19 protein-coding genes are annotated in these 25,273 nt (G+C 64.9%); all 19 read right to left on the reverse strand.

Annotation, left to right across the window (positions count from 1 at the left end; all coding sequences use genetic code 11):
• Position 1 precedes the first annotated feature (1 nt).
• Complete coding sequence (locus HZB53_13710) at positions 2 to 1,303, reverse strand: efflux RND transporter periplasmic adaptor subunit (protein ID MBI5878701.1); 1,302 nt, start codon at positions 1,301 to 1,303, stop codon at positions 2 to 4.
• Position 1,304: 1 nt separating this feature from the next.
• Positions 1,305 to 2,258, reverse strand: a complete 954-nt coding sequence (locus HZB53_13715; protein MBI5878702.1) for an ABC transporter ATP-binding protein — start codon at positions 2,256 to 2,258, stop codon at positions 1,305 to 1,307.
• Positions 2,258 to 3,184, reverse strand: coding sequence for an ABC transporter ATP-binding protein (locus HZB53_13720; protein MBI5878703.1), 927 nt, complete (start codon positions 3,182 to 3,184; stop codon positions 2,258 to 2,260). Before HZB53_13720 ends, HZB53_13715 begins: the two co-directional genes overlap by 1 nt.
• Before the next feature lie 10 nt (positions 3,185 to 3,194).
• Positions 3,195 to 4,316: an ABC transporter permease gene (locus HZB53_13725; protein ID MBI5878704.1), complete on the reverse strand. Its 1,122-nt coding sequence runs from the start codon at positions 4,314 to 4,316 to the stop codon at positions 3,195 to 3,197.
• Positions 4,313 to 4,957 carry a TetR/AcrR family transcriptional regulator gene (locus HZB53_13730; protein ID MBI5878705.1) on the reverse strand — a complete coding sequence of 215 codons (645 nt, stop codon included), beginning with the start codon at positions 4,955 to 4,957 and terminating at the stop codon, positions 4,313 to 4,315. Before HZB53_13730 ends, HZB53_13725 begins: the two co-directional genes overlap by 4 nt.
• A gap of 140 nt (positions 4,958 to 5,097) precedes the next feature.
• Complete coding sequence (locus HZB53_13735; protein MBI5878706.1) at positions 5,098 to 7,209, reverse strand: hypothetical protein; 2,112 nt, start codon at positions 7,207 to 7,209, stop codon at positions 5,098 to 5,100.
• The gene (locus HZB53_13740; protein MBI5878707.1) at positions 7,209 to 8,159 is read right to left on the reverse strand and encodes a hypothetical protein; all 951 of its coding nucleotides are present in this window, start codon (positions 8,157 to 8,159) and stop codon (positions 7,209 to 7,211) included. Before HZB53_13740 ends, HZB53_13735 begins: the two co-directional genes overlap by 1 nt.
• A 439-nt stretch (positions 8,160 to 8,598) precedes the next feature.
• Positions 8,599 to 12,417: a DUF11 domain-containing protein gene (locus HZB53_13745; GenBank protein ID MBI5878708.1), complete on the reverse strand. Its 3,819-nt coding sequence runs from the start codon at positions 12,415 to 12,417 to the stop codon at positions 8,599 to 8,601.
• The gene (locus HZB53_13750) at positions 12,396 to 12,917 is read right to left on the reverse strand and encodes a hypothetical protein (GenBank protein ID MBI5878709.1); all 522 of its coding nucleotides are present in this window, start codon (positions 12,915 to 12,917) and stop codon (positions 12,396 to 12,398) included. The genes HZB53_13745 and HZB53_13750 overlap by 22 nt, the downstream gene beginning before the upstream one ends.
• Before the next feature lie 10 nt (positions 12,918 to 12,927).
• Positions 12,928 to 13,611 carry a response regulator transcription factor gene (locus HZB53_13755; protein ID MBI5878710.1) on the reverse strand — a complete coding sequence of 228 codons (684 nt, stop codon included), beginning with the start codon at positions 13,609 to 13,611 and terminating at the stop codon, positions 12,928 to 12,930.
• 28 nt (positions 13,612 to 13,639) lie between these two features.
• A complete protein-coding gene (locus HZB53_13760) occupies positions 13,640 to 15,421 on the reverse strand; it encodes a HAMP domain-containing histidine kinase (protein MBI5878711.1) in 1,782 nt (593 codons plus the stop codon).
• Positions 15,422 to 15,570: 149 nt separating this feature from the next.
• Positions 15,571 to 15,741, reverse strand: a complete 171-nt coding sequence (locus tag HZB53_13765) for a hypothetical protein (protein MBI5878712.1) — start codon at positions 15,739 to 15,741, stop codon at positions 15,571 to 15,573.
• Positions 15,742 to 15,803: 62 nt separating this feature from the next.
• Positions 15,804 to 17,060 (reverse strand): radical SAM protein, encoded by a 1,257-nt coding sequence (locus HZB53_13770; protein ID MBI5878713.1) that lies wholly within the window; start codon positions 17,058 to 17,060, stop codon positions 15,804 to 15,806.
• 181 nt (positions 17,061 to 17,241) lie between these two features.
• Positions 17,242 to 17,532, reverse strand: coding sequence for a PqqD family protein (locus tag HZB53_13775; protein MBI5878714.1), 291 nt, complete (start codon positions 17,530 to 17,532; stop codon positions 17,242 to 17,244).
• The gene (locus HZB53_13780; protein ID MBI5878715.1) at positions 17,498 to 18,325 is read right to left on the reverse strand and encodes a hypothetical protein; all 828 of its coding nucleotides are present in this window, start codon (positions 18,323 to 18,325) and stop codon (positions 17,498 to 17,500) included. The genes HZB53_13775 and HZB53_13780 overlap by 35 nt, the downstream gene beginning before the upstream one ends.
• Before the next feature lie 9 nt (positions 18,326 to 18,334).
• A complete protein-coding gene (locus HZB53_13785; protein ID MBI5878716.1) occupies positions 18,335 to 20,272 on the reverse strand; it encodes a PD40 domain-containing protein in 1,938 nt (645 codons plus the stop codon).
• A 174-nt stretch (positions 20,273 to 20,446) separates the two neighbouring features.
• Positions 20,447 to 22,108, reverse strand: coding sequence for a polysaccharide biosynthesis tyrosine autokinase (locus HZB53_13790; GenBank protein ID MBI5878717.1), 1,662 nt, complete (start codon positions 22,106 to 22,108; stop codon positions 20,447 to 20,449).
• Positions 22,109 to 22,212: 104 nt separating this feature from the next.
• The gene (locus HZB53_13795) at positions 22,213 to 23,346 is read right to left on the reverse strand and encodes a nucleotidyltransferase family protein (GenBank protein MBI5878718.1); all 1,134 of its coding nucleotides are present in this window, start codon (positions 23,344 to 23,346) and stop codon (positions 22,213 to 22,215) included.
• Between the two features lies 1 nt (position 23,347).
• On the reverse strand, positions 23,348 to 24,742 hold the full coding sequence (locus tag HZB53_13800; GenBank protein ID MBI5878719.1) for a sugar transferase: 1,395 nt from the start codon (positions 24,740 to 24,742) through the stop codon (positions 23,348 to 23,350).
• Positions 24,743 to 25,273 lie beyond the last annotated feature (531 nt).

Here is a 25,273-nt window from a genome sequence, read left to right on the forward strand (position 1 = left end):
GCTATTTGTGCACCGCATCGGCCGGCATGCCCGGCTTCAGTTCGCCGCCGGCGTTGGGAATCTCGAGCCTAACCGCAAACACGGTATTGACACGCTCGCTCTTGGACTGCACGTTGCGCGGCGTGAACTCGGCCTGCGGCGACACGTAGGTCACCCGGCCTGCAAACGCGCGCTTCGGGAACGAATCCACATATACATCGTACGCGTCGCCAGCTTTCACGGCACCGATCTGCGTTTCGGGAACGTAGATCGTGAGCTTGACCGGGTTGAAGCTCGCCACGGTCAGCAGCACGCCGCCGGGCACGGCGATCTCGCCCGTTTGCGCGGCGCGGCGGGTCACCATGCCTGTCGTCGGGCTCTTCACGGTCGTCTTAGCCATCTGCGCTTGCAGCACGCCTAGCGCTGACTCGGCCTGCTTGACGACGGCCTCCGCGACCGCCACTTGCTCCTTCGTCGCACCAGCCTTGACTGACTCCAGCCGCGCCTGCGCGCTATCCACCGCAGCGGCCGCCGCGTCGAACTGCGCTTTCGCCGCATCCACCTGTGCATTGGCCGTCAGCGGCTGGCTGCGCATCGCCACCAGCATATCGGCGTTCTTCTGCGCGCCGTCGAGCGTGGCGGCGGCGGCCAGCAGCCCGGCCCGCGCCGATTCGGCCGCCGCCTCGGCAGCCGCCCATTGCTCCGTCGCGGCCCGCGCATCCGGCAGCGTCTTGGCCGGCCCCTGGAATGCGTCGCGGCGCACGGCGGCCGCCTTGGCGTTGGCCTGGGCGACCTCGACATTGCGCGCGGTCGCTTCCAGTTGCTTCTTGAGCGATTCGACCTGCGCCTGCGCCGCCGCGATGCGCACGTCCAGTTCCTGCGGGTTGTCGCGCACGGCCTGCGCGTTCTCCCATGCCCGCCGCGCGCCCTCGCGCACGGCGATCGCCTGCGCCAGCGCCGTCTCGGCCTGCTTCACGTCCTCCGGGCGCGCGCCGGCGCGTATCTGCGCCAGTTGCGCCCGCGCGACCTCAACCGCGGACTGCGCTTGCACCAGTTGCGCGTCGAGCAGTGTATGATCAATGCGCACCAGTTCCTGGCCGGCCGTGACGGGGTCGCCTTCCTTGGCAGACAGCAGTTCGATCCGTCCGCCGACTTCGGCGGCGATTCGCACTTCGTCGCCTTCGATATAGCCGGAGACGCCATTGGCCGCCGCGTCGGCGGTAAACGCCGGCAACTGCCCTGTGCTGTACAGGTAGTAGCCGCCGGCCAGCACGAGCAGCAACACGAAAACGGGCACAATGCGTCGGGGGTTCGGTCGGTGCATGTCAAGCCTCTGTGCTGCGGTCTGCACGCCGCAGGCGTGTAATGAATACGTCCTCGAGTGATGGCGGGATGAGCGCGACGCTTTCGACGCGAATGCCGCGCCCTGCCAGCCAATCGCGCAGATCGGCCAGGCGCGCGCCCGCACCGTCGCCGATAGCGTGGATCGTGGAACCGTACAGGGCCACTTCGCCAAACCCAAACGGCGAGGCACGCATGGCCGCGATGGCATCATCCAGGCGATCACAGACAACCTCGACCACCTCGCCCACCATCTGGCGCGTCTTCATGCCGTGCGTCGTGTCCTCCGCTACAATGCGGCCCTGGTAGATGAAGGCCATGCGGTGGCAGTTCTCCGCCTCGTCCATGTAGTGGGTCGTCACCAGAATACTCGTTCCGCTGCGCGCCAGATCATAGAGCAAATCCCACAGCACGCGCCGCGAGATGGGGTCCACGCCCGCCGTTGGCTCATCCAGAAACAAGAAGGCCGGCTGGTGCCCAAGCGCGCAGGCCAATGCCAGCCGCTGCCGCGCGCCGCCGGGCAGCACACCAACACGCCGGTCGTCCACGCCCTCCAAGCCGACCAGCCGCAGCGTCTCGGCGCGCCGCGCTCGCCGTTGTTGGCGGGGCACGCCGTACACGCCGGCATAGAAATCGAAATTCTCGCCCACCGTCAGGTCGGGATACAGCGCAAACTTCTGCGACACGTACCCGACGCGCCGCCGGATTTCCTCGGCATCGCGCACCACATCGTATCCCAGCACGCGCGCGCTACCGGAGTTCGGCGCCAGCAGGCCGAGCAGGATGCGTATCGTCGTCGTCTTGCCCGCGCCATTCGGGCCGAGCAACCCGAAGATCTCGCCGGTCTCCATGCTGAACGAAACGTGGTCGACGGCCACAAATTCGCCAAAGCGCTTGACCAATTCCTGCGCCTCCAGCGGGCGCGCGCCATTCGCCATCATACGCCCGCCTGCGCCATGCGTCCCTGCAGGAGTAGGACAAATGCATCCTCCAGCCGGGCGCGCGTCGGATGCATATCGCCGACCTGAATCGCAGCGGCATCCCACGCCGCACGCAATTCCGGCATGCGCTCGGCGCGGTCGATGAGCAGCCGCAGCACATCGCCATGCGCCGACGCACTCAGCACGCCGGAACGATGCTCGACCGCCTTGCGCGCGCCCACGGCGTCGGTGGCCTGACCTTCCAGCACGATCGCGCCCAGCCCGGCGCGCAGGCCCGCCGGCGAATCGCGGGCGACCAGTTGTCCCTGGTGCATCAGCGCCACATGCGTGCAGCGCTCGGCCTCGTCCAGGTACGGCGTGCTGATCACAATCGTGACCCCATCGAGACGCACGCGCGTCAGCAGGTCCCAGAACTCGCGGCGGCTGACCGGGTCAACGCCGGTCGTCGGCTCGTCGAGCAGGAGGATGGGCGGTTGGTGCATAAGCGTTGCGGCCAGCGCCAGCTTCTTCTGCATGCCGCCCGACAGGTTGTGCGCGCGCCGCCCGCGGTACTCGCTCAACCGCGCAAAGCCCAGCAGCCGCTCGATCAGATCGGCGCGCTGCGCACGCGGCGAGCCGAACACATCGGCAAAGAAGTTCAGGTTCTCCAGCACGGTCAGGTCCGGATAGAGCGCAAAGCGCTGCGGCATGTAGCCGATCAGTTTCTTGACGCCTTCCGGATCAACCGTGACATCGAGCCCGCCAACCGTAACCCGTCCGCTCGTCGGCCGCATCGCGGTCGCGATCACGCGCATCGTCGTCGTTTTGCCGGCGCCGTCCGGGCCGATCAGCCCGAAGACCTCGCCGGCCTCCACCGACAGCGACAGGCCGTCGACCGCCGCCACGGCGCCGAAGCGCTTGCCAAACGACTCCAGCTCAATCATCGCCACGGCGTCACTCCAGACTCTTCCGGAAGCGCCTGGCCGCCATGAACATCAGCAGTGGCCCCAGAATAGCCAGCGCGGTCAACTGTTCGCTAAAGGCCTCCACGCCGACGCCCTTCAGCATGATAGCGCGGATGATAATCAGCATGTAGCGCAGCGGCACCACATAGCTGACGATCTGCAACGGGACCGGCATCGCTTCTAACGGGAAGAAAAAGCCCGCCAGGAATATGCCGGGCAGTGAGATCAGGAACGTCAGCAAGATCGCTTCCTGCTGGCTGCGCGCCACGGTCGAAATCAGAATCCCCTGCCCCAGCGTGGTCAGCAGGAACAGGACCGAACAACCGATCAGCAGGAGCAGGCTACCGCGCACCGGCACCTGGAACCAGAAGACGCCGAACAGGAGAATCTCGATCAGCGCGATCATGGCGACCAGTGTGTACGGCAGCACCTTGCCCACGACCAGTTCCAGCGGGCGAATCGGGGTCACCACCAACTGCTCGATCGTGCCCGTTTCGCGCTCGCGCACGATGCTCTGCGCCGTGAATAGCACGGTCAGGAATTGCAGAATCAGGCCGATCAAGCCTGGAATCATGTAGTTCGACGAGCGCAACTCCGGATTGTACAGCACGCGCGGGCGCACATCCACGCCGCCGAGCGACGCCACGTCAATACCGAGCCGCTGCTGAATGACCTGCGCGCCGTGCGCCTGCCCTACCGACTGCGAGGCCGCGAATACCGTGTTCGCGACAGCCGGGTCGGAGCCGTCGATCAGGACCAGCACCTGCGCGGGCCGGCCCTTCAGCAGATCATTGCCATAGCCGCTGCGCACCACCAGTCCCGCGCGCACCCGCCCGTTGTCGAGCAACCCGGCCAACTCGCGCTCGCTGCCCACCAGGTAGTCCATCGAGAAGTATTCCGAGGCGCGGTACGCCTCGATGAGTGCGCGGCTCTGCTCGCTGTGGTCGGCATCGTACACGCCGGTCACCAGATGCCGCACATCGGTCGTCGCCGCGTAGCCCAACAGGATGAGCTGCACGACCGGGATGAGAATCATGACCGCCAGCGCGCGCGGGTCGCGCAGGATATGGATGAACTCCTTGCGCAGGATGGGCCAGAGGCGGCTCGTCATGGTTTGCCTTTCGGGGCGGCCAGCGCGCCCCCCAGAAACAGGCGCACGCCGTGCTCGATGACGGCGTCATAATCGAGCGCCTCGTCGGACGGCATTTGCAGCAAGTCGTTGAGGATGATGTACGGCAGGAACTGTCCGGGGAACATGCGCGCCGCGATCTTCGGGTTCAGATCGCGGCGGAAAACGCCCGCGGCAATCTGGCGGCTGAAGTACGCTTCCAGTTGGCCGAACATATAGAGCGGTACTTGCTCCACATAGCGGGCCTTCACCGCGGGACGCAGCGACGGCACCGAAGAGACCAGCGAGCGCAGCAGGTCCGCGTTTTGCCGCACCGCGCCGATCAGGCTGCGCGCCAGGTGCAGCAGCGCCTGTTCGGGCGGCACCCCGGGGCTCATGGCCTCGGCCTGAAACAATTCGACCGCCGGGCTGACGAACTGGCGCGGGATGTGCACCAGCAGATCGCCCTTGTTCTTGTAGTATCTGTAGATCGAGCCCGAGGCAACGCCTGCCTCGCGCGCGATGTCGGCAATCGTGGCGCGTTCGTAGCCCTTGCGCGCGAAGACGCGCGCAGCGGCGGTCAGAATCTGGGCGCGGCGCTCGCTGAGCAGCGCGCGGCGCGCGGTGGGTGTCAGGCGGGGCATGGCGAATCTGATAATGAATGAACGTTCATTCATTTATCATTATACACAGCGCGCCCGGTTTGTCAATGACTGGCGCGAAATTCCGGCAACAAAAAGGGCGTCCCGTGTGGGTCGCCCCCCGTCATGCCTGCCACTGCCGCCTATCTCCCGGCCGCAAACGGATTGCCCAGCGCCGGATCGCCGAGCCACACGAACGTGTCGATCACCTCGCGGTTCTGTTCCTGATCGGCCGCCATGCGCCGCTTGGCGCGCATGACCGCCTCGCCAATCGTCGGCGCCGCTTTGACCACCAACTCGTCGAACAGGCCCTTCATCAACTCGTCCTGCGGGGCCGGAAACGACAAGCCGGTTGGCACGAGGCCGCCAATCATACCGCCGTCTGGCTTAAACAGCATGACTTCAGCAAGCGAGTCTTTTTGCGGATGGTAGAAGAAGCCATCCAGGCAGGTGGGCGTGAGCAGGATCGGCAGGCGTCCGCCGTTCTTGATATCGCCGGCGTGTTCCACGCCGAACAGCGGACCGGCCGCCCAGGTGTCGATCGAACCGTGCCCGACATAGGCAATGAGGCCTGCGCCGTCGTTCCACGCGCGCACCAGCGCCGGCCGCACCGTGTTGACGTTGCCGCCGGCGTCGGACAGGTACAACTTCTGGGTTGTCATGCCGGGCGGCAGAAGACCCGCCAGCATATCGGCGCTTGCGTTGAATGAAGCGTCCTTGTTGTCGGCGACGATCAGCGCGCGCCGGCGCCATTCGGCCGGGGCCGCCTGCTCAAACGCCAAAAGCTTGTCGACCGCCACGCGCACCTGCTCGGGCGTCTTGGCCGGGATGCGCCCGATCGACAGCACCGGACGGTCGTCTTCGTCGCTCTCGGCCACAAACCAGTTGTCGCTGGCCGCCTCGCCCAGATTGATGGCCGGCAGCAGGAAAGTCGGCACGAGATTCTGGTTCGGCCCCTTGAGATAGTTCTGGTAGTCGTAGCTCGCCTTGCCGACCAGCAGCACGAAGCGCGGCGCAGGCGACCAGTGTGCACGCGCATAGCGCACCAGTTCACGGATGGCGTATGGGGTGGGTACGCCATCTGAAAATGTGTCGTACACCTGCTCGATGTCCACCCGCTGCGCTTTCAGGCCGCGCGCCGTACGGTACGCCAGCAGCGGCTTGAGCGCATCGGCAAACGCGCCGGGCGCAATGACAAGGTAGTCCGCGCCCAGCCCGGCGGCGCGCAGGTCGCCGTCGCTCACCGGACGAAGCGAAACCGGCTTGCGAGCGGCGCCGGTCGCCAGCGCCATAAAGCGGCCGCCGCGCGTATCGGTGTAGCTCAGCACGGTCTCGCCATTGAGCTGCGCCACCACAAACCCGGACACGCGCGACGGCGCGGACGGGTTGGTCACATCGTACAGCGCCAGCGCGCCGTTGCGAAACCCGCCAACCTGCATGCTGCCTGCTTGAGCGGCAAATGACAGCATGTCGTCAGCGGCGCTGTACGCGCGCGCATACGATACGCCGATCGATTCGAGCAGGTCAACTTCCGGTTGATCGACCGCGCCGACCGCCCGCAGATTGACGCCATTGCTGCCGGTCTTGAACGCGGCGACCGGCGCTTCGAACACAAAGCGTGTGCGGCCCTCCCACTGTGCGTCACCGGCGAGCGCGCCGTTGACGCGCACTTCGACATGGTGCGCGCCTTCGGTCGCACCGGCCAGCGTCACGCGCACGCGAGCCTCCCCCGCCGCGACACCGGGCACATTCACGCTGATGGTTGTCGACAGCGGCGAGGCCAGCGATAACCAGAACCAGCGCGCGCCATCGATCGGGCTGGCGTTGTAGATGCGCCGCTCGGCCACGGTCAGTGTATCGGCAAACGAGGGCGCCGGCGGGCTGCCGGCGCGCTCGACCGTGCGCGTGCTCATGCGCAAGCCGGGCGCATCGCCGAGGGATAGCCGGTAGGCATCGGTGCTACTGTAGATGCTGATTTCGGGGCGCGCGTAGAAATAGAGGCTGAAATCGTCGCCGGACTCCACGACATCCAGCGGCACGAACGCATCACGATGGCGGAGTTGAAGACGAGGGAGTGCGCCGCCGGAAACGGGCAGGCCGGCCGCGCGCAAGTCGGCGGCGGTTACACGATAGATGCCCGGCTCGCCCACATAGACTTGCAGCGCGCGGACGGCCGCAGGCGCCGGCGTCGCAGCATCGGACGCGCAGGCGGCCAGCGCCAGCGCCAGGACGGCCGCGGCGAACAGCCTGCGCATTAACGGCGCAGGTAGTACTGCCAGAGGACGACGCCCGCCACACCGAGCATCAAGAAGCCGAACGCACCCATGCCCAGCACCGCGGCCAGACCCACACCAACCAACGCCGGGCTTGGCGAACTGGCAGCCGGCGCCTCGGTCGGCGTCGGTTTGCGCTGGGCCGGCGGGTTGGCGCGCGGCGCGGACGCCTCCGTCGTTGGCACGACCATGGCGACAATCGTAATCGTCGGCTCTGGGGTAGCCGTGCTGTCAACATCCACAGGCTCGGGCGTCGCGCTCGGTGCAGCGGGCGCAGACGTCGGGGTTGCCACCGCTGGCAGCGGCGTGACCGTCTTCACGTTCGCGGGCGGGACGGCCGTCGGCGGAAGTGCTGTGCTGGTCGGTGGCACCGTGGTCGGCGATGCCGTTGGCGGCAACGGCGTGCTCGTCGCCGTTGAAACTGCCGTCGCTGTGGACGTGGGCGCAACGGTGCGCGTCGCCGTCGGCGGGACCGCGGTGGCCGTGGCGGTCGGCGCGGTCAGATCCCCGGACACCGCCGACACCACGACATCATGAATCACGTTCGGATCACCGCACGGCGACCCGTATAGCTGCAGGCGGTAGTAGTATGTCGTGCCGAGCGGCAAGTTGCTGTCCGAGTATTCATACGTCAGCGGGCTCATGCTCTGCACACAGGGCGACTGGCTCGGCACAAACGCGATCTTGGCCCAGGAGTTGGCGTTGGAAGGCGTGGTCGAGCGCTCGACGTTGAAGCCGAAGTTCTTCAGTTCGGTGACGGTGCTCCAAGACAGCGTGATCTGGCCCGGCGCCCCGGTTGCATCAAAAGCGGATACCGATACGGCAGCCGATGCCGTCGCTGCCCATAGCGTCGCCAGCGCCACGCCCAGCAACAGTGCCGGAATGGCGCGCTTCATCAATTTGCGATAGGCCTGCCCGATGGTTGCTTTCATTGTCGAAGTCACCGCCTTCCAACGTGCCCGAAGACGGGGCCACCCCCCAGTCAAACTGCGTACCTGCCCGTTGCGCTCAATGCTGTTCACCCGGCCGACCAGCCGTACCGCATGCACCGGTGAATCGAAGTCCCAGGCGGCATCCCCTTTTGTCTGGAGATACGGCTCGGCGCCGATAAGCCTCAAGCGCAAGAGCCGATGCACCTGCAAGATGCCGTCGCGTTCAACCACGATGACATCCCCAACCCTCAGATCGCGCCACACGCACGACTTAAGCACGATGTCATCATTTGGACGGATCTCCGGCAACATGCTGCCGGTCGAAACCCGTAGCCGGACTGGCCTGCCTGCGGCCAGCGCGGCCTTAAGCAAACTCTGCGTGACATGGTCTGCTATGCTCGCGTCGGCTTCCACCTTCACCTACTAATACTAAGATACACTACTTGGATACCATCGGCAAATAGGACTTTAGGGGGATTGCGACCTTCGTGCTCAAAGACGTCACATTATTTGCCAAAGTAACTTCGCCCAATGCACCCATAATGCTCGCGGACACCGAAATCGGTATACTGGCCGATAACCAGTAGCTTGCATCCACCTGCGCCACGATCATGATCGTACCGCCGCCGCCGGGCGACAGATCCGACACAATCCAGGCGTATTGGGGCCCGGCATCTTCCGACAGGCTGGCGCCAGAGTAACTGTAAGTTGGCGTCAACAATCCCGCCGGCAAAATATCTGAGATCACTATATTCGTCGCCAGCGTGCCGCCCACATTGGTGTACTGCAGCGTGTACGTGATGATGGGGTTGCCGCCCTCCACCCATACAATACTCGGCGCACGCTGCGTCACTACCAGATCGACCGGCGGCGCAGCCACCGCAACCGCTGAATTGTTGCTGAGAATCGTCTCCGGCGCTGTCGTGCTGGCCTGCGCAGCGACCGCGAGAACGTATGTTCCGTGGTCAAACAGGTAGCTGCTCGTGCGCGCGTAAACGTTGATAGTCATGCTGGCGCCAGGCGCCAGACTCGAAGCATTCCAGACGTAGGAACTGCCGCCCATTGGTGTTACCACGGCGCCGCTCGCAACGTAGGTCACGCTGACCAGCCCGGCGGGCAGCACATCACTGATAACGACGCCCGCTGCGGTCACCTGACCTGCGTTGGTGAGCCGCAGCGTGAACGTCAGCGGCGTGCCGGCAGCCAGCGTGCCTGAGACGGCGGCGACATGCGACAAGACGAGATCTGTGTTCGGCACCAGATTGATCCGCAAGGCGGGGTCACCGAACAACGTAAACTGATCGACCTCGTCACCGTGCGCGCTGTTCGCCAGCTTGCTGAAATTAATCGCCAAACCAAGGCGGCTAAGATTGTGCTGGAAGACGCCGTCATACAGTTGAGTTGCCAGATCTTCGTGGGCTGTGTTGTAGCCGTTGCCCGATGATGCCCAGTCCGCGATAGCTCCGTAGCCGTCGGCCCGAATAAACGACTCGGCCAGTGTGGTATAGCCCGGCAACTGAAATTCGCCGGTCTGACACGCCAACTCGAGCAAGATCGGCTGGCGCGCCCCATTGGCCACCGTGGAGAATACGTTGATGGAGGACAGGTAGTTTCCCATGAGCCGCTCGTCCGCCCACTGCTGTTTGGACGCATGTCCAATATAGGTGGCAAACAGCATCCCCGTGTTGAGGGCCGTCGTGATCGCCCTGCGGGTCGCCACGTCGGTTGTGTAGAACCAGTCGCCGGTGATCGTCGGCGTATACGGATCGTAGTAAACGCGCGTCGCCGTGTAGTAAGCCGGGATGTGACTGCTAATACGATCGGCCGTGCCGGGGAAGTCGCCGCCGGTCCCCGGATTGCCATAGGCATCGTAGTAGTTGTCGGCAAAATACCCAACGGTCGACTGCCATGCGCCGGGCGGCGGAGCCTGCTCGTACGCGACGATCTTGTTGACCATCGCAACAGTCTCTGTGACGCTGCGCGACGGCAGGCGCCCGATCGCCATGTCCGGGATCACGCCGTTGCCGGTCAGGTTGACATACCAGTTGTCCACCGCGGTTTCGTTGAGCTGCACGAAGTTGGCCTTCATGTACGGCGGAATGAACTGCGTTTCCTGCACATACGGGTAGATGTTGTGCGGGAAGTAATTATGGTAGTTGACGGTGCCGTCACCGACCAGCAGCACAAATTGCGGCGCGGGCGTCTGCCAGTTGGTGTAGGCATACATCAGGAAGCTGCGGATGGCGGTGGCGTCGACCACGCCGTCGCTGAACTCGTCGTACACATCCGAGATGCGCGCGCGCGCCACCCGCAACCCCTGCGACGCACGCAGTGTCTCCAGCGGCGCCGTCGCCGTGTAGAAATCGTCGTACGCGATTACGATGTAGTCCGCGCCATTCGCCGTGCTCTTCAAGCTCGACGATGAGTCGTCGCGCACAATCGCTGGCGGCGTCTTGCCCACCGCCACCGCCTCATAGCGCGCAGCGCCCGCCGGCGAGTCGCCGAACACCAACGCGTACGGGCCGCTGCCGACGAACGTCGGGCTCGTCAGCCGCACCGCCTGGGTTGGAATCGAAACATCATACAGTCTCACGCTGTTCGTGCTGAACGCCGTCACGGTGAGCGCCAGCGGCCCCGCAACATTGGTCTGAAACGCGAGCCGGTCATCGCGCGCCTGGTAATCACGCTGGTATTCAACTTCAAACCAGTTCATCGCGATGCCATCGTAGAGCGTGAAATCGACATTGTCGTTGGGCACAACCACCGACAAGACGTTGGTACCAGAGATTAAGATGGACTGCGTAAAACTGACGGTAAAATCGCGCTGAACATCCCCCACCCAGCGATCCTCGCCAAGATACACGCCGTTCAGGTAGTACATGCCGTGATGCGGATAGGCGTCCCCGCCACTGCCGCTGTATCCCATGACCTGGACGTGCACAGTCGCAGTCGGCGCACTGGCATTTACTTCGGATAGCGCCACCGTGTACGTGGCGGGCGACGCCACCCAGCCAAGCGGCACGAAATAGAGCGGCGTATGGATGTTGTTCCAGAACCAGTGATCGCCATCCCCCCATGGATGGGTGTTGTCGTACATCAGATTGGTTTCGGCATGCACCGTTGCCGTGAACGTGGCCGGCGTCGTCCCGGCGGTCGGCACACCGGATCGCGTCGCCATGCGCGCGCCGTTGGCCCCGCCGTAGGTCAGCCAGTAGATGTTGATGTCCGAGTAAAGCGTGTTGATCGCCTGCGCGTAAAACTCGATGAACGATGAGCTCGTAAAGACGCCGGGGTCACCGGCCAAGTAGGTCGGCACCTCGACGCCGTTCTTGAATATCTGGAGGGTGGATGGCGTCACCGTTGCGGGAATGCCGGCACTGACCAAGTCACTGTATGTCAACCGATAGATGCCTTCGTCGCGAATGCTGACGCGATACGATGGCGTGGGCGCCGAGGCGGGACGGCTTGGCGTGCTCGCCGGTGTACTCGCCGCCTGCCGCCAGGCGAGCGCCTGACTGTAGTTAAGCAGTTGGCTGCTCAAGATCGGCTCAAAAACGCCCTCGTCGCGATAGACGCCGCTTTGCGGCGCCCTGCCCGCCGGGCGTGTGAAGCGCACCTCGACACGCATCCGCCGCGCCCAGCGCACGCGCCCCTGCGCCGCGTCGTAGCGGAACGGGGACAGCACGATCTGCGCAATGCGCTGGCTGCGCATGGAACGCAATGCGTTGATGCGCGCCGATTCGGTGGGCGTGTAGCCGCGCTGCGCGTACGCTGCCGGGTCAGGGGCATAGCGATAGCTGGACGCGGCAGGCGGATCCGCTCCCGGCAGGCCGCCATTGGCCAGACTCGGCAGCGGCGCCAGCTTGTGCGGCAGGTAGAACTCCGCCGCGTCTTCCGAGAGCACCTGCACGACTACGTCGGCGTCCTGCGGCGCGCCGATCAGCAGGCTCTGGATGAGCAGTTGGGGGTAGCCGGGCCGCGGGCTCCAGAGCGTCAGGTCGGGCGCATTCAACTCGACAAACGACTCCGCGTCACCGGCGCGCGTTTGCAGCGTGTAGCTGGGCACCAGCAGCTCAATCAGGAGACCGTTGGCATCGGAGCGCAACACGTTTACGCCGGACGCAGGCGCCTGCGCACTGGCCGGCGCGCCAAGCCAGATGAGCAACACGACCGCCAGTGCGAGCGCGGTCCCGCCCGCCAAAGCAAGCCGCGCCACGCGCGTCAAGGTCGTGCGCGCTACCTTCTGCGCATCCGCCATACCAATGCCCCCAGCAACACCACGGCGCCAGCGGCCATGGCCGCAGCGACGATCAGTTGAGTTCCAGACCCGCCCGTCGTCGACGAGCCGGCCGTAATCATGAACGGGTCATGCTGCGTGCGACGGCCGTTCATCTCGACATCTTCAAGGACGTAGTAGTAGGTCACCCCGGCGATCGACGCCGTGTCGGTATACACATACTGCCCGCCCGCGATCGCATCGTTCGATGCGGGAATCAGATCGGGGTTGACCTGCGTGAACGGTCCCGCGCGGTCTTCCGCCCGGAAGACATTGAAGCCCGCCGTATTGATCTCGCTCTTCGTCGTCCACTTGAGCACGACCGGCGCCAGCGGACGAGATGGCGCCGGCGTGGACTGCGCCGGAATACCCGCCATCACCGGCGCGGGCGGCGCGCCCGCCGCCGCGAGACCGTGCGCGGCCGCCGCCAGCACAAACAGCATGCAAAGCAGTGCGATCAATATCCGCTGCGTCGCAAGCATGAGTTCGCCTTCAGGCCCCCGGGTCCGTGTACGTGTAGCCGACGCCGACAACGGTCTTGATGCGGGACTGGGTTACGCCATCCAGGTCGATCTTCTGGCGCAGGCGGCGCACCAGGCCCTTGAGCAGTGTGCGGTCGCCGGTCGTTTCATCGTGGCCCCACACCTGATGCACCAGGTCGTCAACCGTAAGCACCTGGCCGCGATTCTCGATCAGAACGTGCAGCAGGCGGAACTCGAGCGGCGTCAGGCTGATGGCGCCGGCGCCGGACTGGCGCACTTCATGGCGCACTGGGTCCAGCGTCAGAGAACCACTCGTTAGGATGCCGCGCTGCGGCAGGCCGGCGCGCCGCAATTCCGCTTTGATGCGCGCGATCAACTGCTTGGGGCTGAACGGCTTGGACACGTAGTCGTCGGCGCCCGCTTCGAAGGCGCTGAGGATGTCCTCTTCCGCATTGCGCACCGTCAGCATGATGATCGGCACCGCCGAATGCGTGCGCAGGTTCCGGCACACCTGCAGCCCGTCGAGCTTCGGCATATTGTAGTCGAGAATGACGAGCGCGGGGTCAGACTCGCCAAACAGACGGAGCGCCTGCTCGCCGTCCTCCGCCTTGACGACGTCGAAACCGGCGCGCTGCAAGGCAAACGTCAAGATTTCACCCAGTTCGCGATCATCATCGGCAACGAGTATTTTCATCGCTTTGGTCGTACATAGGCAGAAGCGCCTACGCGCCTTCGCCGTCCATGCGGGCCACCGGCAGGGTAAACCAGAACGCCGTGCCGGACCCGTCGGTTTCCGTAATTCCCACTTGCCCGCCATGCAGGCGGATAATTTCGCTGACCATCGCCAGCCCCAGGCCAATGCCGGGCGGTTGATCCGGGCCGCCGGCGCCCAGCCGTGCAAAGCGCTGGAAGAGTTGCGCGCGCTGCTCGGGCGCAATGCCCGGGCCGCGATCGGCCACGGCCACGCGCACGTACTCGCCGGCCACCGACGCGCTCACGTCGACCGGTTCGCCGGTCGGCGCATATTTGTTGGCGTTCGACAGCAGGTTGACCAACACCTGCGTCACCCGGCGCGGGTCGGCCATCACCGCGGGCAAATCATCGGCCAGTGCGAGCCGCAGCGGCTGCCGGCGCTGGTCGAACAGCGGCTGGACCGATGCCTGTGCCTCGCCGACAATCGCGCGCAGATCCGACGGCACCGCCTGCACTTGAAACTGCCCGGCCTGCAAGCTGGCCGAGTCCAGAAGATTCTCGATCAGTTGCTGCAGGCGGATGACGGAGCGGCGCACGGAGGCCAGCAGGCCACGCTCGCCGGGCGGCAACGCGCCTTCGCTCGCTTCCAGCAACTCCAGCGACGCGCCCATCGCGGCCAGCGGCGTTTTGAACTCGTGCGGCACCATCGCCAGGAAATCGCGATAGCGGTTGCGCTCGAGCGCCAGGTCGGCATACATGCGCGCGAGCTGCAGGCGCATCGTTTCGAAGCTGCGCGCCAGCACGCCGATCTCATCGCGCCCGGCCACCGCGACCGGCTGGGAGAGATCGCCGGACGTGATCGCCTGCGTCGCCCACGTCAACACCTGCAACGGCCGCGTGATGACGCGCGCGAGCACGTACGCTTCGAGCAGCACCAGGCTCGCCAGCGCCAGCGCGGCCGCCGAAAACCAGCGCACCGCGCTGTCGCGCGCCGCCGCGATATCGGCCACCGGCTGCGACACGCCGTAGAAGCCCATTGACTGCTGCTGCACGTCGATCAACGGAACGTAGTAGCCGTACCCGTCGACGCCGTCAGCCGTGCTGGCGCCCAGCGCCACCTGCGCGCCGCCCAGCACCACCGCGCGCAGCGCCGCGCTGAGCTGGATGCTACGGGCGCCCACTGTTACGACGCCTGACTCGCTGCGACAGTAAGTCCACGCGCTGAGCCCGGTGGCATTGCGCAGGCGGTCGACGAAGTCCGGGTTCAGCGGCGTCGTGGCAATCACCCGCCCGGCAATGTCGCCGCGCGCGACGACCGGCATCGCCGCGAGCGCGAGCACGTCGCAGCGATCACTGGTTGCCGCGCCGGCAAATATCGCGCCGCCGTCGGCCGCCGCCAGCATATCGCGAATGCGGGTGCTATCCGGCATCCCGCCGGCCAGCACGCGCTGGTCGGCGCCGATCAGCGTGATCGACGTGTCGGGTGCCATCGCGAGATAGCGTGCCATGGCGGTCGTCGCCGCCTGCGGGTCGCGCAGTCGCGCGGCATCCTGCACGGCCACATCCAGCGCCACGCCACGAGCCACCCGAGCAACCGACGTGACGTGCTCCTCGATAATCGTGTCCGCCAGCTGTCGCGCGGTAGACAGCCGCGCCTGTGTGGCACGCTCCTGCTCGGCGCCGAGCAGATAGATGGCGAGCGCGCTCAAGACCAGGCCGGTGCCGATGATCAGGCCGCCCATGACGAGCATGAGCCGCAGGGCCAGCGAGGCCAGGTACGGCACCGCGCGCGCGCCGGAGGCATCGCTCATGGACCGTGGCTGCCTAAAAAAGATGACGACATTCGGATCATGTCGTCATCTTATTCCGTGCAATATCATAACGCATAGCCGGCGGCAGCGCGCCGCGATAGGCGCGCCCTGCACGGTTGCTATTGGTTTGGCCTCGCGCCCGGCAGAAGCTAGCTGAACAACTGGGTGCCGTCGCAGCCCGCGCCGACGCTCGCCTTGCTCGGCGGGGTCACGTTTGTGCACACGATCGCCATTGCCTCCAGGCGCTGCTTGAAGACAATCTGCGGGGCGATGTACGGCTTCTTGGCGGTATCGTTGGCCGGCATTTCGTTCGTGTTCATGGGGTCTCCTGTTCTCCTCCCGAAAGATGACATAAATAACTGCTCCTGCGGATAGCGTCGTGCTACACCACCATACCGGCCGGTCGCCGCACGAGCGCCAGCGCATCCGCCGGTATCAAGTGCGCCAGCTGGGTAGCTGCCGCCCGCACCGGCAAGACGGGCATATACTCCAGGTCGTCCGGCACGCCGTTGGCCAAGTGCGCCGGAATCGGGTAGTTTGCGGGCAGCACTCCTTTCTCAACCAGCACCTGCCGTCGCGCGAGCGCTTCGCGGCAACTCGAGGCCGCCGGCAAATACAGGCTGCCGTTCTCGACCAACGCGTTGGCGTGGCAGCGGTGACATATGTTGTTCAATTCGCACGTCCGGCAGATTGGCAGCACATCAAACGTCAACTTCGACGTTTCCTTAAATACAGCCGACTGCCAGATCTCCGCGATCGGTTCGGCCAACAGGTTGCCGGCCGAAATGCGCGTCTGCACGCACGGGAACACGTTGCCGTACGGGTCAAGCACCAGGCTGTGCAACCCGATCGAGCACGAGCGCTGGCCTTCGGCCACCGGCGCCGGTATCTCGTCCGTTTCGCTGATCTGCTCCCGGAACAGCCAGACCATATCGTTGTACGTCAGCCGGTGCCGCAGCGGCGCCAGTCCGCCGTTGTCCTTGGCCGTAATCACCGTGTCGGTTCGCGAGACACAACCCAGCTCGGATGCCAACGCGCGCAGCGCATGATACTGATGCACGTTTTCCCGCATCAACGGCGTCTTAATTGTAATATGAAGACCGCGTTCGCGCAACAATTGCGCCGCGCGTGTCGTCAGCTCCCACGACCGCCGGCGGCGCGTGATGCCGTCGTGCGTTTCGGCATCGGCCGCATACAGCGAAATCTCCACGCCGGTCGGCCGCAGCGCCGCGATGCGGTCGGCCATATCCGGCGTGACCAGAATGCCGTTGGTCAACAGGCGGATCGCAAACCGCTTGCGCCGCGCATACTCTGCGATGGTGAAGAAATCGCGCCGAGCCAGAATCTCGCCGCCGGAGAACGTGATGTTCAACGCGCCCATCACTGCAAATTCATCGACGCAGCGCAGGGCCTGTTCGGTGTTCAACTCCCCGGCGACATGCTCCCCCGGCGCAAACACATCGAGGTAGCAATGCGTGCATTCCTCGTTGCACCGGTACGTGAGCTCCCAGTGTACCGTGAGCAGGCGATGCTGCCTCGCCATCTTCAAAACGATTTGCTGGTAAGGATCGAGTCCGGCCATCGCCCGGGCAGGCACGGGCGCGCATTCGTCCGGCCCTTCGGCGGGTCTATCAGACATGTGTCCCCCTCCCCCATTCCCTAGTGACAATAATAACACCGCATTTGTCAACTGTCAATGATTTCATAAAAACGGATGGAAAAGAGACGGCAATCCGGGCGCAGTGTCAAATTCCGTGTACCGGCCGTCCCGGTCAGCCGGTACGTGTGGTTGGAAACTACTGAAAACTATGGTCGAAAGCCTACGCCTGCGGCCGGTCGGCCAAGGTTACAATATTCTCATCGATCAGCCGTTCGACAAACGCCTGCACATCCGCCTGCGCCTGCGGCAGGGCGACATCGTACTCGCGTTCGATCAGTTGTGCGATCTCGCCTATGGTGCGCGTGCCGTCGGCCAGTTCCCAGATGCGGGCGCCCACACGATTCAATACCTCCACATCGCCGCTTTCCGAAAGCACAATCACGGCTTCATCGTCGATGACGCGGCCGGAGACCTGCCTATGCGGGATGGGATATTGTTGCAGTGAAAGCATTGATCACGCTCCAAAAGCCGGCGTCCATGCGAAAACGCAATTCGCCGGCGGGAATTTGCAGCACCAGATCACGACATGTCGAGATGACCTGCGTGCTCACGAGCGGGTCGTTCATCACAAACGGCACACACTGCACCAGGCGAGCGACGGTCGCCGGATGGGTCATCGGCACGACGGAATGATTGCGCGCTTTGACAAGCTTGAACAGGCCGGCCAGTGGCGCCGACACGGCGGCTTGCGGCGAGCGCGGATTTGAGCCGCGAAACGGCACGCCGTGCGCCACGAAGCGGCCGTCACGCCGGCCGATGATCACTATATCGTCGCCCAGCACCGTCAACCCGGCATCCAGCGACAGGTGCGCGACCGTGGACTTGCCGCTGCCGGACTGGCCGAAGAACACGCTGGCGCGTTCGCCGAGTGCGACGCCGGACGCATGCAGCATGACGCCACCGGACCGCGCGCTATGGTACGCGCAGAGCACGCGCAGGTAGTTTTCAATGTCTGCGCCCGGCCGCAGTTCGATTTGCCCCGCGGCCCGCCGCCAGTCCATCCAGCCCTCGTCGTGCAACGAGCGGTAGGTCAGGCGGTCGCCCGACGATTCCGTGTCGACCCGCCAGACACGGTCGGCGCGCGGCGGCATGCCGGCATCCGGGCGCACTACGGCGCGCACCACATAGGCCGCGCCGGCCGCCGGCGCCGCAAAAGCGACGTAGCGCGACAGCACGCGCGCCGATAGCAGCTCGTCCTCGATCTGCAAGGCTACGCGAATACCGGCGATCTCAATGCCAATCATGTGAGCCGTCTAGTGAATCCACACCGGATCCCAGTCGTTGTACGCGTTCCGGCTGATGTTGGTCAGATCGCCGCCGTCCGCGTTCATCCGCCAGAGCTGCTTGCGGCCCGTCACACGATTGCTCCAGAACACGATCTGCTTGCCATCGCTCGACCAGCTTGGCCGTTTGTTCCATTCCCAGTCGGAGTGGGTCAGTTGTTGTGATCCACCCAGATCGAGGTTCAGACGGTAGATCTCGTCATGGCCGGTCACCGTGGATACGTACACGAAGTCATACCCATTCGGCGCAAAAGCCGGATCGTAGTTGATGCCGTCGTTCTGGACGAGAACGCGCGTTCGCTGGCTGCCCAGATCGACGAGTTCAATGCGCGTCAGCGTCGTTGGCTGTCCAATTACGGCCAGGCGGTTCAGGCCGGCCTGCGCCTGGCGCGCGCCCGTGACGTCGTATGCCCAGCGATCGCTGAGCCGCCCGACGCGACTGCCATCCGGATCCATCACGAACACTGCGGGCGCGCCATCGCGATCCGACATAAATGCAATCGTACCGCGCACCGCCGCGGGAATGCTGGCCGGCGTACGCGTCGGCGCGGGCGTGGGCGTCGGCGTCGGCAGATTGTATACGACGAGGGGCGGCGTCGGCGTGCCATATGGCACGATCGACACGTAGCACGGCAGCGGCGTTGGTGTGCCGGTTGTCGCGGCGATCGCGGTCGCCAGGGCGGTCTGATAAACCGCCGTCGCCTGATTGGCGGGCGCCGGCGTCGCGGTGATAATCGGCGGCACGACCCAATTGACCGGCGTTGGTGTGGCCGTGCCAACCTCCGCGGCCTGCAGGGTGGCCTGCGCCACCGCGGTCGCGGCTGCAAAAACCGTCGCAGGTGTCGGCGTCGCCGTGACCACAATGGGCGTAACATAGTAGGGCGGATACGGCGTGGGCGTGCCAAAACTCTGTGCGGCATAGGTGGCCGTGGCTTCAAGCGCGGCGCGCGCAGCCGGGTCGTCCGGCGTCGGCACGCATGCGATCACCACGACCTTGGACGCCACGTCCGCGCCGGCGCTGCTTGATACGATCAGCGAAGGTTTCGCGGCGCCAGCGCCGGTACCGCTCTCCCAGGCGAAGATATCGTCCGGCCCGCTGGTTGGGCCGTCAATGCGAAAGAGCACCCGGCCCTGTCCCGCCGCGCGCTGCAGCGTTTCAAGCACGGGACCGGTCAATTCAAATCGATTGACCTTTCCGGCGCCGAGCTGACCGGCGTTCAACGCCGGCTGCAATACAAAGTCCCATTTGAGTGCGCGCACTTCATCGAAGGAGAACGTATCCAAGCGCGCGCCAGCCGGCAAGGTGATCAGCTTGATCGTCCATGCTCCAGCCGAGCCAGCCTGGACGTCGCGAGCGCCAGTCAATTCGAGGGCAGCCGCCTGGACCGTTGCGTCTGCCGGCAACTCGCTGAGGTCAAACTGCACGAGTCCCATGTAGACCGCGCCATCAAAAACGCCTGCCTGTATGCTGCGGTCGCTGACATGCACGCCCTGGCGATCGCCATTTGTGATCCAGCCGACATCGCTGATCAGGGGATTGAGCGTGCGTATGCGGCCGCCGGCGGCCACCGTCGCGCTCTGTGACGGGCGCGGGACCGGAGTGGCCGTCGGGGATGCCGGGCGTGGCGTGCTCGTCACCGTGGCGGTACGCGTAGCGGTTGGCGCGCTGGCCACCGGCGCCGACGTTGGCAGGGGCGGCAACATTGGGCGATCCAGCCAGAGCGCGCCAAAGTAGACAAGCGCAAACAATACCGCTGCAACGGCCGCAGCCAGCACAAGCCGGTCGAGCCAACCGACCGCCCGCGCCGGGTCGGCTTGCGCGTCACCGGTCTCGTCTTCCACCTCGACGGGCGGGGGCGGCTGGTTCACCACGACCGGCGGCGGCACAACCGCGACAGGCCTGTACAACGGGCAGAGATTGTGGACGCGCGCGAGGCAGAACTGCCGCTGATGCTCCTCGGCTATTGAAGCGGCGCGACCGGATACGTGGCAGCGATGCTCACCCGACGGGCTTGACAGCACGCTGTGCCGGTCGGCGCGCAAACCCAGGTGGGGGCATACCGGTTGTGGCGACGACGACATCTAGTTGACAATCTCGGCTTTCTTGTTCGTGGACGAGCGGGTGCGGCGACGGCCGCCGCTGCGCCAGAACTCCCACCACCGTCTGGGGGTGGAGTTGCCGGTTGAGTAGTAATAGTAGTAGTAGTAGTAGCCCTCGGCGCGGCGCGTGCTGATCTTGTTGACCACCGCGCCAAGCAGTCGGGCCTCGGCCACCTTGCCCAGCGCGGTCGCGCTGCGCCGCAGAGCGTCGGTGCGCGTGCGCCCGGCATCGACCACCAGAAGCGACGCGTGCACCTTGCCCGCGAGAATGACGGCATCAGCCACGGCCAACACGGGCGGGCTGTCGAATATTACGAGGTCGGCGCTTTGCCGCAAGCGATCCACAATGCGAGTCATTTCGACCGAGTTTAGCACTTCCGCCGGATTGGGCGGGAGCGGCCCGCTGGTCATCAACTGCAAGCCGGGCACTCCGGTCGGCTGAACCACCGCATCGAGCGGCAGGGTCTCGTCGAGCACCAGGCTTGTCAACCCAACCCGGTTACTCACGCCGAATACTTTGTGCTGGCTGGGACGCCGCAAGTCGGCATCCACCAGAATGATGCGCTTCTGCGTCTGCGCCAGCATGACGGCCAGGTTTGCCGCCGTCGTCGTCTTGCCCTCGCCGGGGCTTGAACTCGTGATCAGCAGGCTGCCGCCCGGGCTTTTGAGGCCTGAGAATTGCAGATTCGTGCGCAAGACGCGGTACGCCTCATTGATCGGATCCGATGAATCGCGAGTGGATATCAGTTGATCGGTTGCCTTGCGCACGTTGCCGATCCGCGCAATGACGCCCAGCGCGCTCAGGCCGGTCACGCGTTCGATATCGTCTGGCGACTTGACCGTGTCGTCCAGATACTCCAGGAGTACCGCAGCGCCCAGCGCTAGGGCGGCGCCGATCAGCGCCGCCAGCATCACGTTCAGCGTGGTGTTGGGGCCGATCGGGCCGCCGGGCTCGGTCGCCGGCTCAATCACGCTCAGATAGTTCGTGCCGCCGCGGTAGAACGTGAGCAGGCTGGCATAATTGGCTTGCCAGGTATTCAACTGAGACTGCTTGGCCGCGATCTGGGTCTGCACATCCTGAATGCGGCGCGCGCTCACCTCGTTCACCACCGATTTTTCCAGTTCGGCGATATCCTGCTTGCCCTGGGCGATGCGCGCCTCGTAGTCTTTCAACTGGCCTTCCACAAAGAGGCGGCGCTCTTCCTGCTGTTTTTCGTTCGGCGTCGGGCTTTGCGCAATCACCTGGCGTGCGACTTCGTTGGCGACCGCCTGCGCCCGCTTCGGATTTGTGTCGATCACCTTGATTTCAATCAACTGTGTGCCGGCAACGACCGTCGCGCTCGTCTGCCCGGCCACTGCCTGCCACGAGCCCGGCAAACCCAGCGCATCGACGACCGCCTGCATGACCGGCTGCCGTCGCACGATCTGCACGTACGTTTGCGCCAGTTGCTGGGCCGTGTAGACCTGCATCGTCTCCGGGTTCGGATTCTGCAACGACTGGCCCACCATGAGCGTGGTCGTGGCCTGGTAGATCGGCAGGCTTTGGCGGCTGGCAAAATAGCTGAAGCCGGCGGCCACAGCGGGCGCCAGTACGATCAGCCACCACCATTTGAGGAGAACGGCAACGTATCGCTTTAACTCCATGACGGAGACATCCTTAGTCGCATTTGAGAAAGGCAGTCGCGCTGTCGCATCGACTGCCGTTGATTGGGCAATGAACTATATTAGCACAGTTCTTGCGCGCTGAACTATTTAGGTCCGGCAACTCGGCGCAGGGTTGCGATACCGCGCAGCCAGCGCCGCAGATAAGCCAGCGGCAGGCCGCGCGCAGAGCGCACGCCGTAGCGATGGCGCATATATGATACGGATGGGAGCAACTGCGCGGCGGCAAAGGCGAGCCGCCGGCGCAGGCCGCGCATCGCGCCCCAATCGCCGATAAAGCGCCGCCCGGCGCCACGCCCCGGGTTCGACAACTCGCGCCACGCCGCGCGCGCGGCGGGGGTCGCGGTCTGCGCCGCGAGCATCTTGTCTACACCTCGCGGCAGTTCGATGCCAAAGTCCGCGCACACGCGCTCCAGGGTCGCGCGGCACGGCAGCAACAGATCGGCGGCGGTCATCAACGCCAGCGACCGGTCCCAGTCTAAGCGTTCAGCATACGCGTCAAGCAGCAACGCGATATCGCACAGCCACAACACACGCGAAAACTGGTGATGCAGGGCCGCGTGCGCCGAAAGATAGACGAGCAAGTCCTCGTCGGCCATCACGAGCGACTCAACGCCGGCCAAATTGCGGCTCGGCGCGCGCGCGCAGGCCGCGCCAATCGGAAACTTACTTTCATAGAAGGGATAGTCAAAGAGATCCCAGTGCAACGCCACACGGCTGTAGGGTCGCTCGCCGGAGCGCACCAGCAGCGTCTGTATCTCGTACTCCCGCGCGTGGCCGACACGCGCATCACGCTCCAATTCGCGGAGGCCGTGCGGCGCCAGCGCCGCAATCAAGGGCTCCACAGCGGCGCGCGGCGTGAGCAGATCGAGGTCAACCATCGGTCGCGTCGCAATCTGCGGGTAGAGCGCCGCCGCCACATGCGCGCCTTTGAGCGCGAGAAGCGGCACGCCGATGGCGCGCGCCGACGCCTGCACCAGGGCCAGCTCGCGATAGTAGTGGCCGGCGCGCGCAAGGCTCACATAATAGGCATCCGATGCCGCTTGCGCCCCTTCCGAGGGCATGGACGCGACGCCCTGCCTGGCGCGGTAGTGCCAGAGCGGCAGCAGCCCATGTTCGTCGGCCGCCGTCAACGCATCGGCAGGCGATGCGCGAACCGATTCGGGCGCGCCGTTGCGTTCCGGGAATAGCAGCCAGCGCGCGAGCGCCGCGGCGTCCATGCTACATGCCCGTTCCGCGCAAGACGACGAAGATCGTCTGGACCAGGATCTGCACATCCAGCCATGCCGTGTGATTGCGGATGTATTTCATGCTCAATCGCACGCGCTCGGCATACGGCAGTTCGTTGCGACCCATCACTTGCCACGGGCCGGTGATGCCGGGCTTGACCGTCAGCAGGTTCATCCACCAGTGGCCGTACAACTTGATTTCGTCGGGCGCGATCATGCGCGGGCCGACGAGGCTCATCTGCCCGCGCAGGACATTCGCCAGTTGCGGCAGTTCGTCCAGCGACGTGCGGCGCAGAATACGGCCCAGGCTCGTAATGCGCGGGTCGACCTTCAACTTTCGTTCGCGCTCAAATTCCGCACGCGCGGCCGGATCCGCTGCCAGCAGCGCCGCCAGCCGCTCTTCGGCATCCGTTACCATCGTACGGAACTTGAGGGCATTAAACGCGCGGCCGCCGACGCCCATCACCCGCCGGCGATGGATGATCGGCCCGGGCGAATCCAGCCGCACAAGCAGCGCCAGCAGCGGCAGCACGACCGCCAGCAGCGGGGATGCCAGCATGATCAGGCCGATATCCATGGTGCGCTTGAGCGCCGCATCTACGCCGGTAATGCGCATGCGATTGAGGCTCACCAACGGCATGTAACCCGTTTCGCGGATGCGCGCGCCCGTGGTCAATATTTCGTACAGGCCCGGCGAGACGCGGATTTCGACGTGCGGCGAGAATCCAAACGTGTTGTAGATCTCCAGCAGTTGCTCGCGCGTGACGGCTGTGGCCGCGATGATCAATTCATCGACATCACGCCGGGCGACGATCTCCGTCAACTCCGACAGCGAGCCAAGCACGGGAATGGTCGCACTGGTCAAATCGGGCACGGCGTTGTCGACGTACCCGACGACCTCGATGCCGGCGCTCTCGGCCTGCAGGAGTTGCTCGCCAATCGCGACAGCCTCGGAGTTGGCGCCCACCACCAGCGCGCGCCGGCGCAGGTGGCCTTGCCTGCGCAACGCATAGACCAGACGGCGCGCGGCAAAACGCCCGCTGCCTACCAGAGCGATACTGAGCAGCCAGACAAAGACCAGCCACAGGCGCGACACGCCGCCGGTTCCAGAATCGCGATCCAGAAAGCTGTAGAAGATCAGGACGATAACGCCAATACTGCACGCATGGGTCACGCGGGAATACTCGTCAACGCCGCCGAACAACTGTTCAAGGTCGTAGAGCCGGTACAAGGCAAACACACCGATCCAGATCGGAATCGACCAGAAGGCCAGCCACGAATAGAAGTAGCTCGAGTACTCGGAGAAGTATGGAAGCTGGGGATTTTCGAAGCGCAGCAGATATGACGCGGAAAAGGCGCACAACAGCGCGAGGCAGTCAGTCGCCACCAGCAAGCCCCACAGCAGCAGTTTGTGGCCGCGAGGACCAGACCGTATTTTCAGACGCGAAGTGTCGCGAGCGCCTGTCCGACTGTGAGCAATGTCCTGTGGTGTCAGTTCCATGGTATGGTGGTTCGCGCGCCGCAGGCCCCTCGATGCGCTGCGACACGGCGCGCCGCATGGGCGTCAAAACACGGGCGCGCGCGGTGGCGAGGTGTTCACCTCGTCGCACACGAGCGCGTGTCCAGTCAATCCGATTGGGTCATGACAACGACCATGACCTTTGTGAAGTATAACCCAAGGCCTTTGTGACGCCAATTCAAGGCACGCGGACCAGCACTTCCCATTTTGGCTTTGGACGGGTACTTTCCAATGCCGGCTTGCTATGAACTGGCCCCTTGGTGCTTATCACGCAAGCTGGCTCGACAAGAAAGCGGCGTTGCCCTCCCCCCGACCCCCTCCCAACAAAGTTGGGAGGGGGCGAGATTCTAAGGGGAGGTGCGCGGCGGCTGCGCCGCCGCGCACCTCCCCGTTAGCTTT

The sequence above is a fragment of the Chloroflexota bacterium genome (assembly GCA_016235055.1).
In the GTDB taxonomy this organism is placed as follows: Bacteria; Chloroflexota; Anaerolineae; order JACRMK01; family JACRMK01; genus JACRMK01.

Excerpts from the sequence above, each read along its gene's own strand:
- HZB53_13750 (MBI5878709.1), bottom strand. The coding sequence starts at position 12,917 with ATGCTTGCGACGCAGCGGATATTGATCGCACTGCTTTGCATGCTGTTT.
- HZB53_13730 (MBI5878705.1), bottom strand. The coding sequence starts at position 4,957 with ATGCCCCGCCTGACACCCACCGCGCGCCGCGCGCTGCTCAGCGAGCGC.
- HZB53_13725 (MBI5878704.1), bottom strand. The coding sequence starts at position 4,316 with ATGACGAGCCGCCTCTGGCCCATCCTGCGCAAGGAGTTCATCCATATC.
- HZB53_13720 (MBI5878703.1), bottom strand. The coding sequence starts at position 3,184 with ATGATTGAGCTGGAGTCGTTTGGCAAGCGCTTCGGCGCCGTGGCGGCG.
- HZB53_13780 (MBI5878715.1), bottom strand. The coding sequence starts at position 18,325 with ATGATTGGCATTGAGATCGCCGGTATTCGCGTAGCCTTGCAGATCGAG.
- HZB53_13765 (MBI5878712.1), bottom strand. The coding sequence starts at position 15,741 with ATGAACACGAACGAAATGCCGGCCAACGATACCGCCAAGAAGCCGTAC.
- HZB53_13755 (MBI5878710.1), bottom strand. The coding sequence starts at position 13,611 with ATGAAAATACTCGTTGCCGATGATGATCGCGAACTGGGTGAAATCTTG.
- HZB53_13740 (MBI5878707.1), bottom strand. The coding sequence starts at position 8,159 with ATGAAAGCAACCATCGGGCAGGCCTATCGCAAATTGATGAAGCGCGCC.
- HZB53_13710 (MBI5878701.1), bottom strand. The coding sequence starts at position 1,303 with ATGCACCGACCGAACCCCCGACGCATTGTGCCCGTTTTCGTGTTGCTG.
- HZB53_13775 (MBI5878714.1), bottom strand. The coding sequence starts at position 17,532 with ATGCTTTCACTGCAACAATATCCCATCCCGCATAGGCAGGTCTCCGGC.
- HZB53_13795 (MBI5878718.1), bottom strand. The coding sequence starts at position 23,346 with ATGGACGCCGCGGCGCTCGCGCGCTGGCTGCTATTCCCGGAACGCAAC.
- HZB53_13735 (MBI5878706.1), bottom strand. The coding sequence starts at position 7,209 with ATGCGCAGGCTGTTCGCCGCGGCCGTCCTGGCGCTGGCGCTGGCCGCC.
- HZB53_13770 (MBI5878713.1), bottom strand. The coding sequence starts at position 17,060 with ATGTCTGATAGACCCGCCGAAGGGCCGGACGAATGCGCGCCCGTGCCT.
- HZB53_13760 (MBI5878711.1), bottom strand. The coding sequence starts at position 15,421 with ATGAGCGATGCCTCCGGCGCGCGCGCGGTGCCGTACCTGGCCTCGCTG.
- HZB53_13790 (MBI5878717.1), bottom strand. The coding sequence starts at position 22,108 with ATGGAGTTAAAGCGATACGTTGCCGTTCTCCTCAAATGGTGGTGGCTG.
- HZB53_13745 (MBI5878708.1), bottom strand. The coding sequence starts at position 12,417 with ATGGCGGATGCGCAGAAGGTAGCGCGCACGACCTTGACGCGCGTGGCG.
- HZB53_13715 (MBI5878702.1), bottom strand. The coding sequence starts at position 2,258 with ATGGCGAATGGCGCGCGCCCGCTGGAGGCGCAGGAATTGGTCAAGCGC.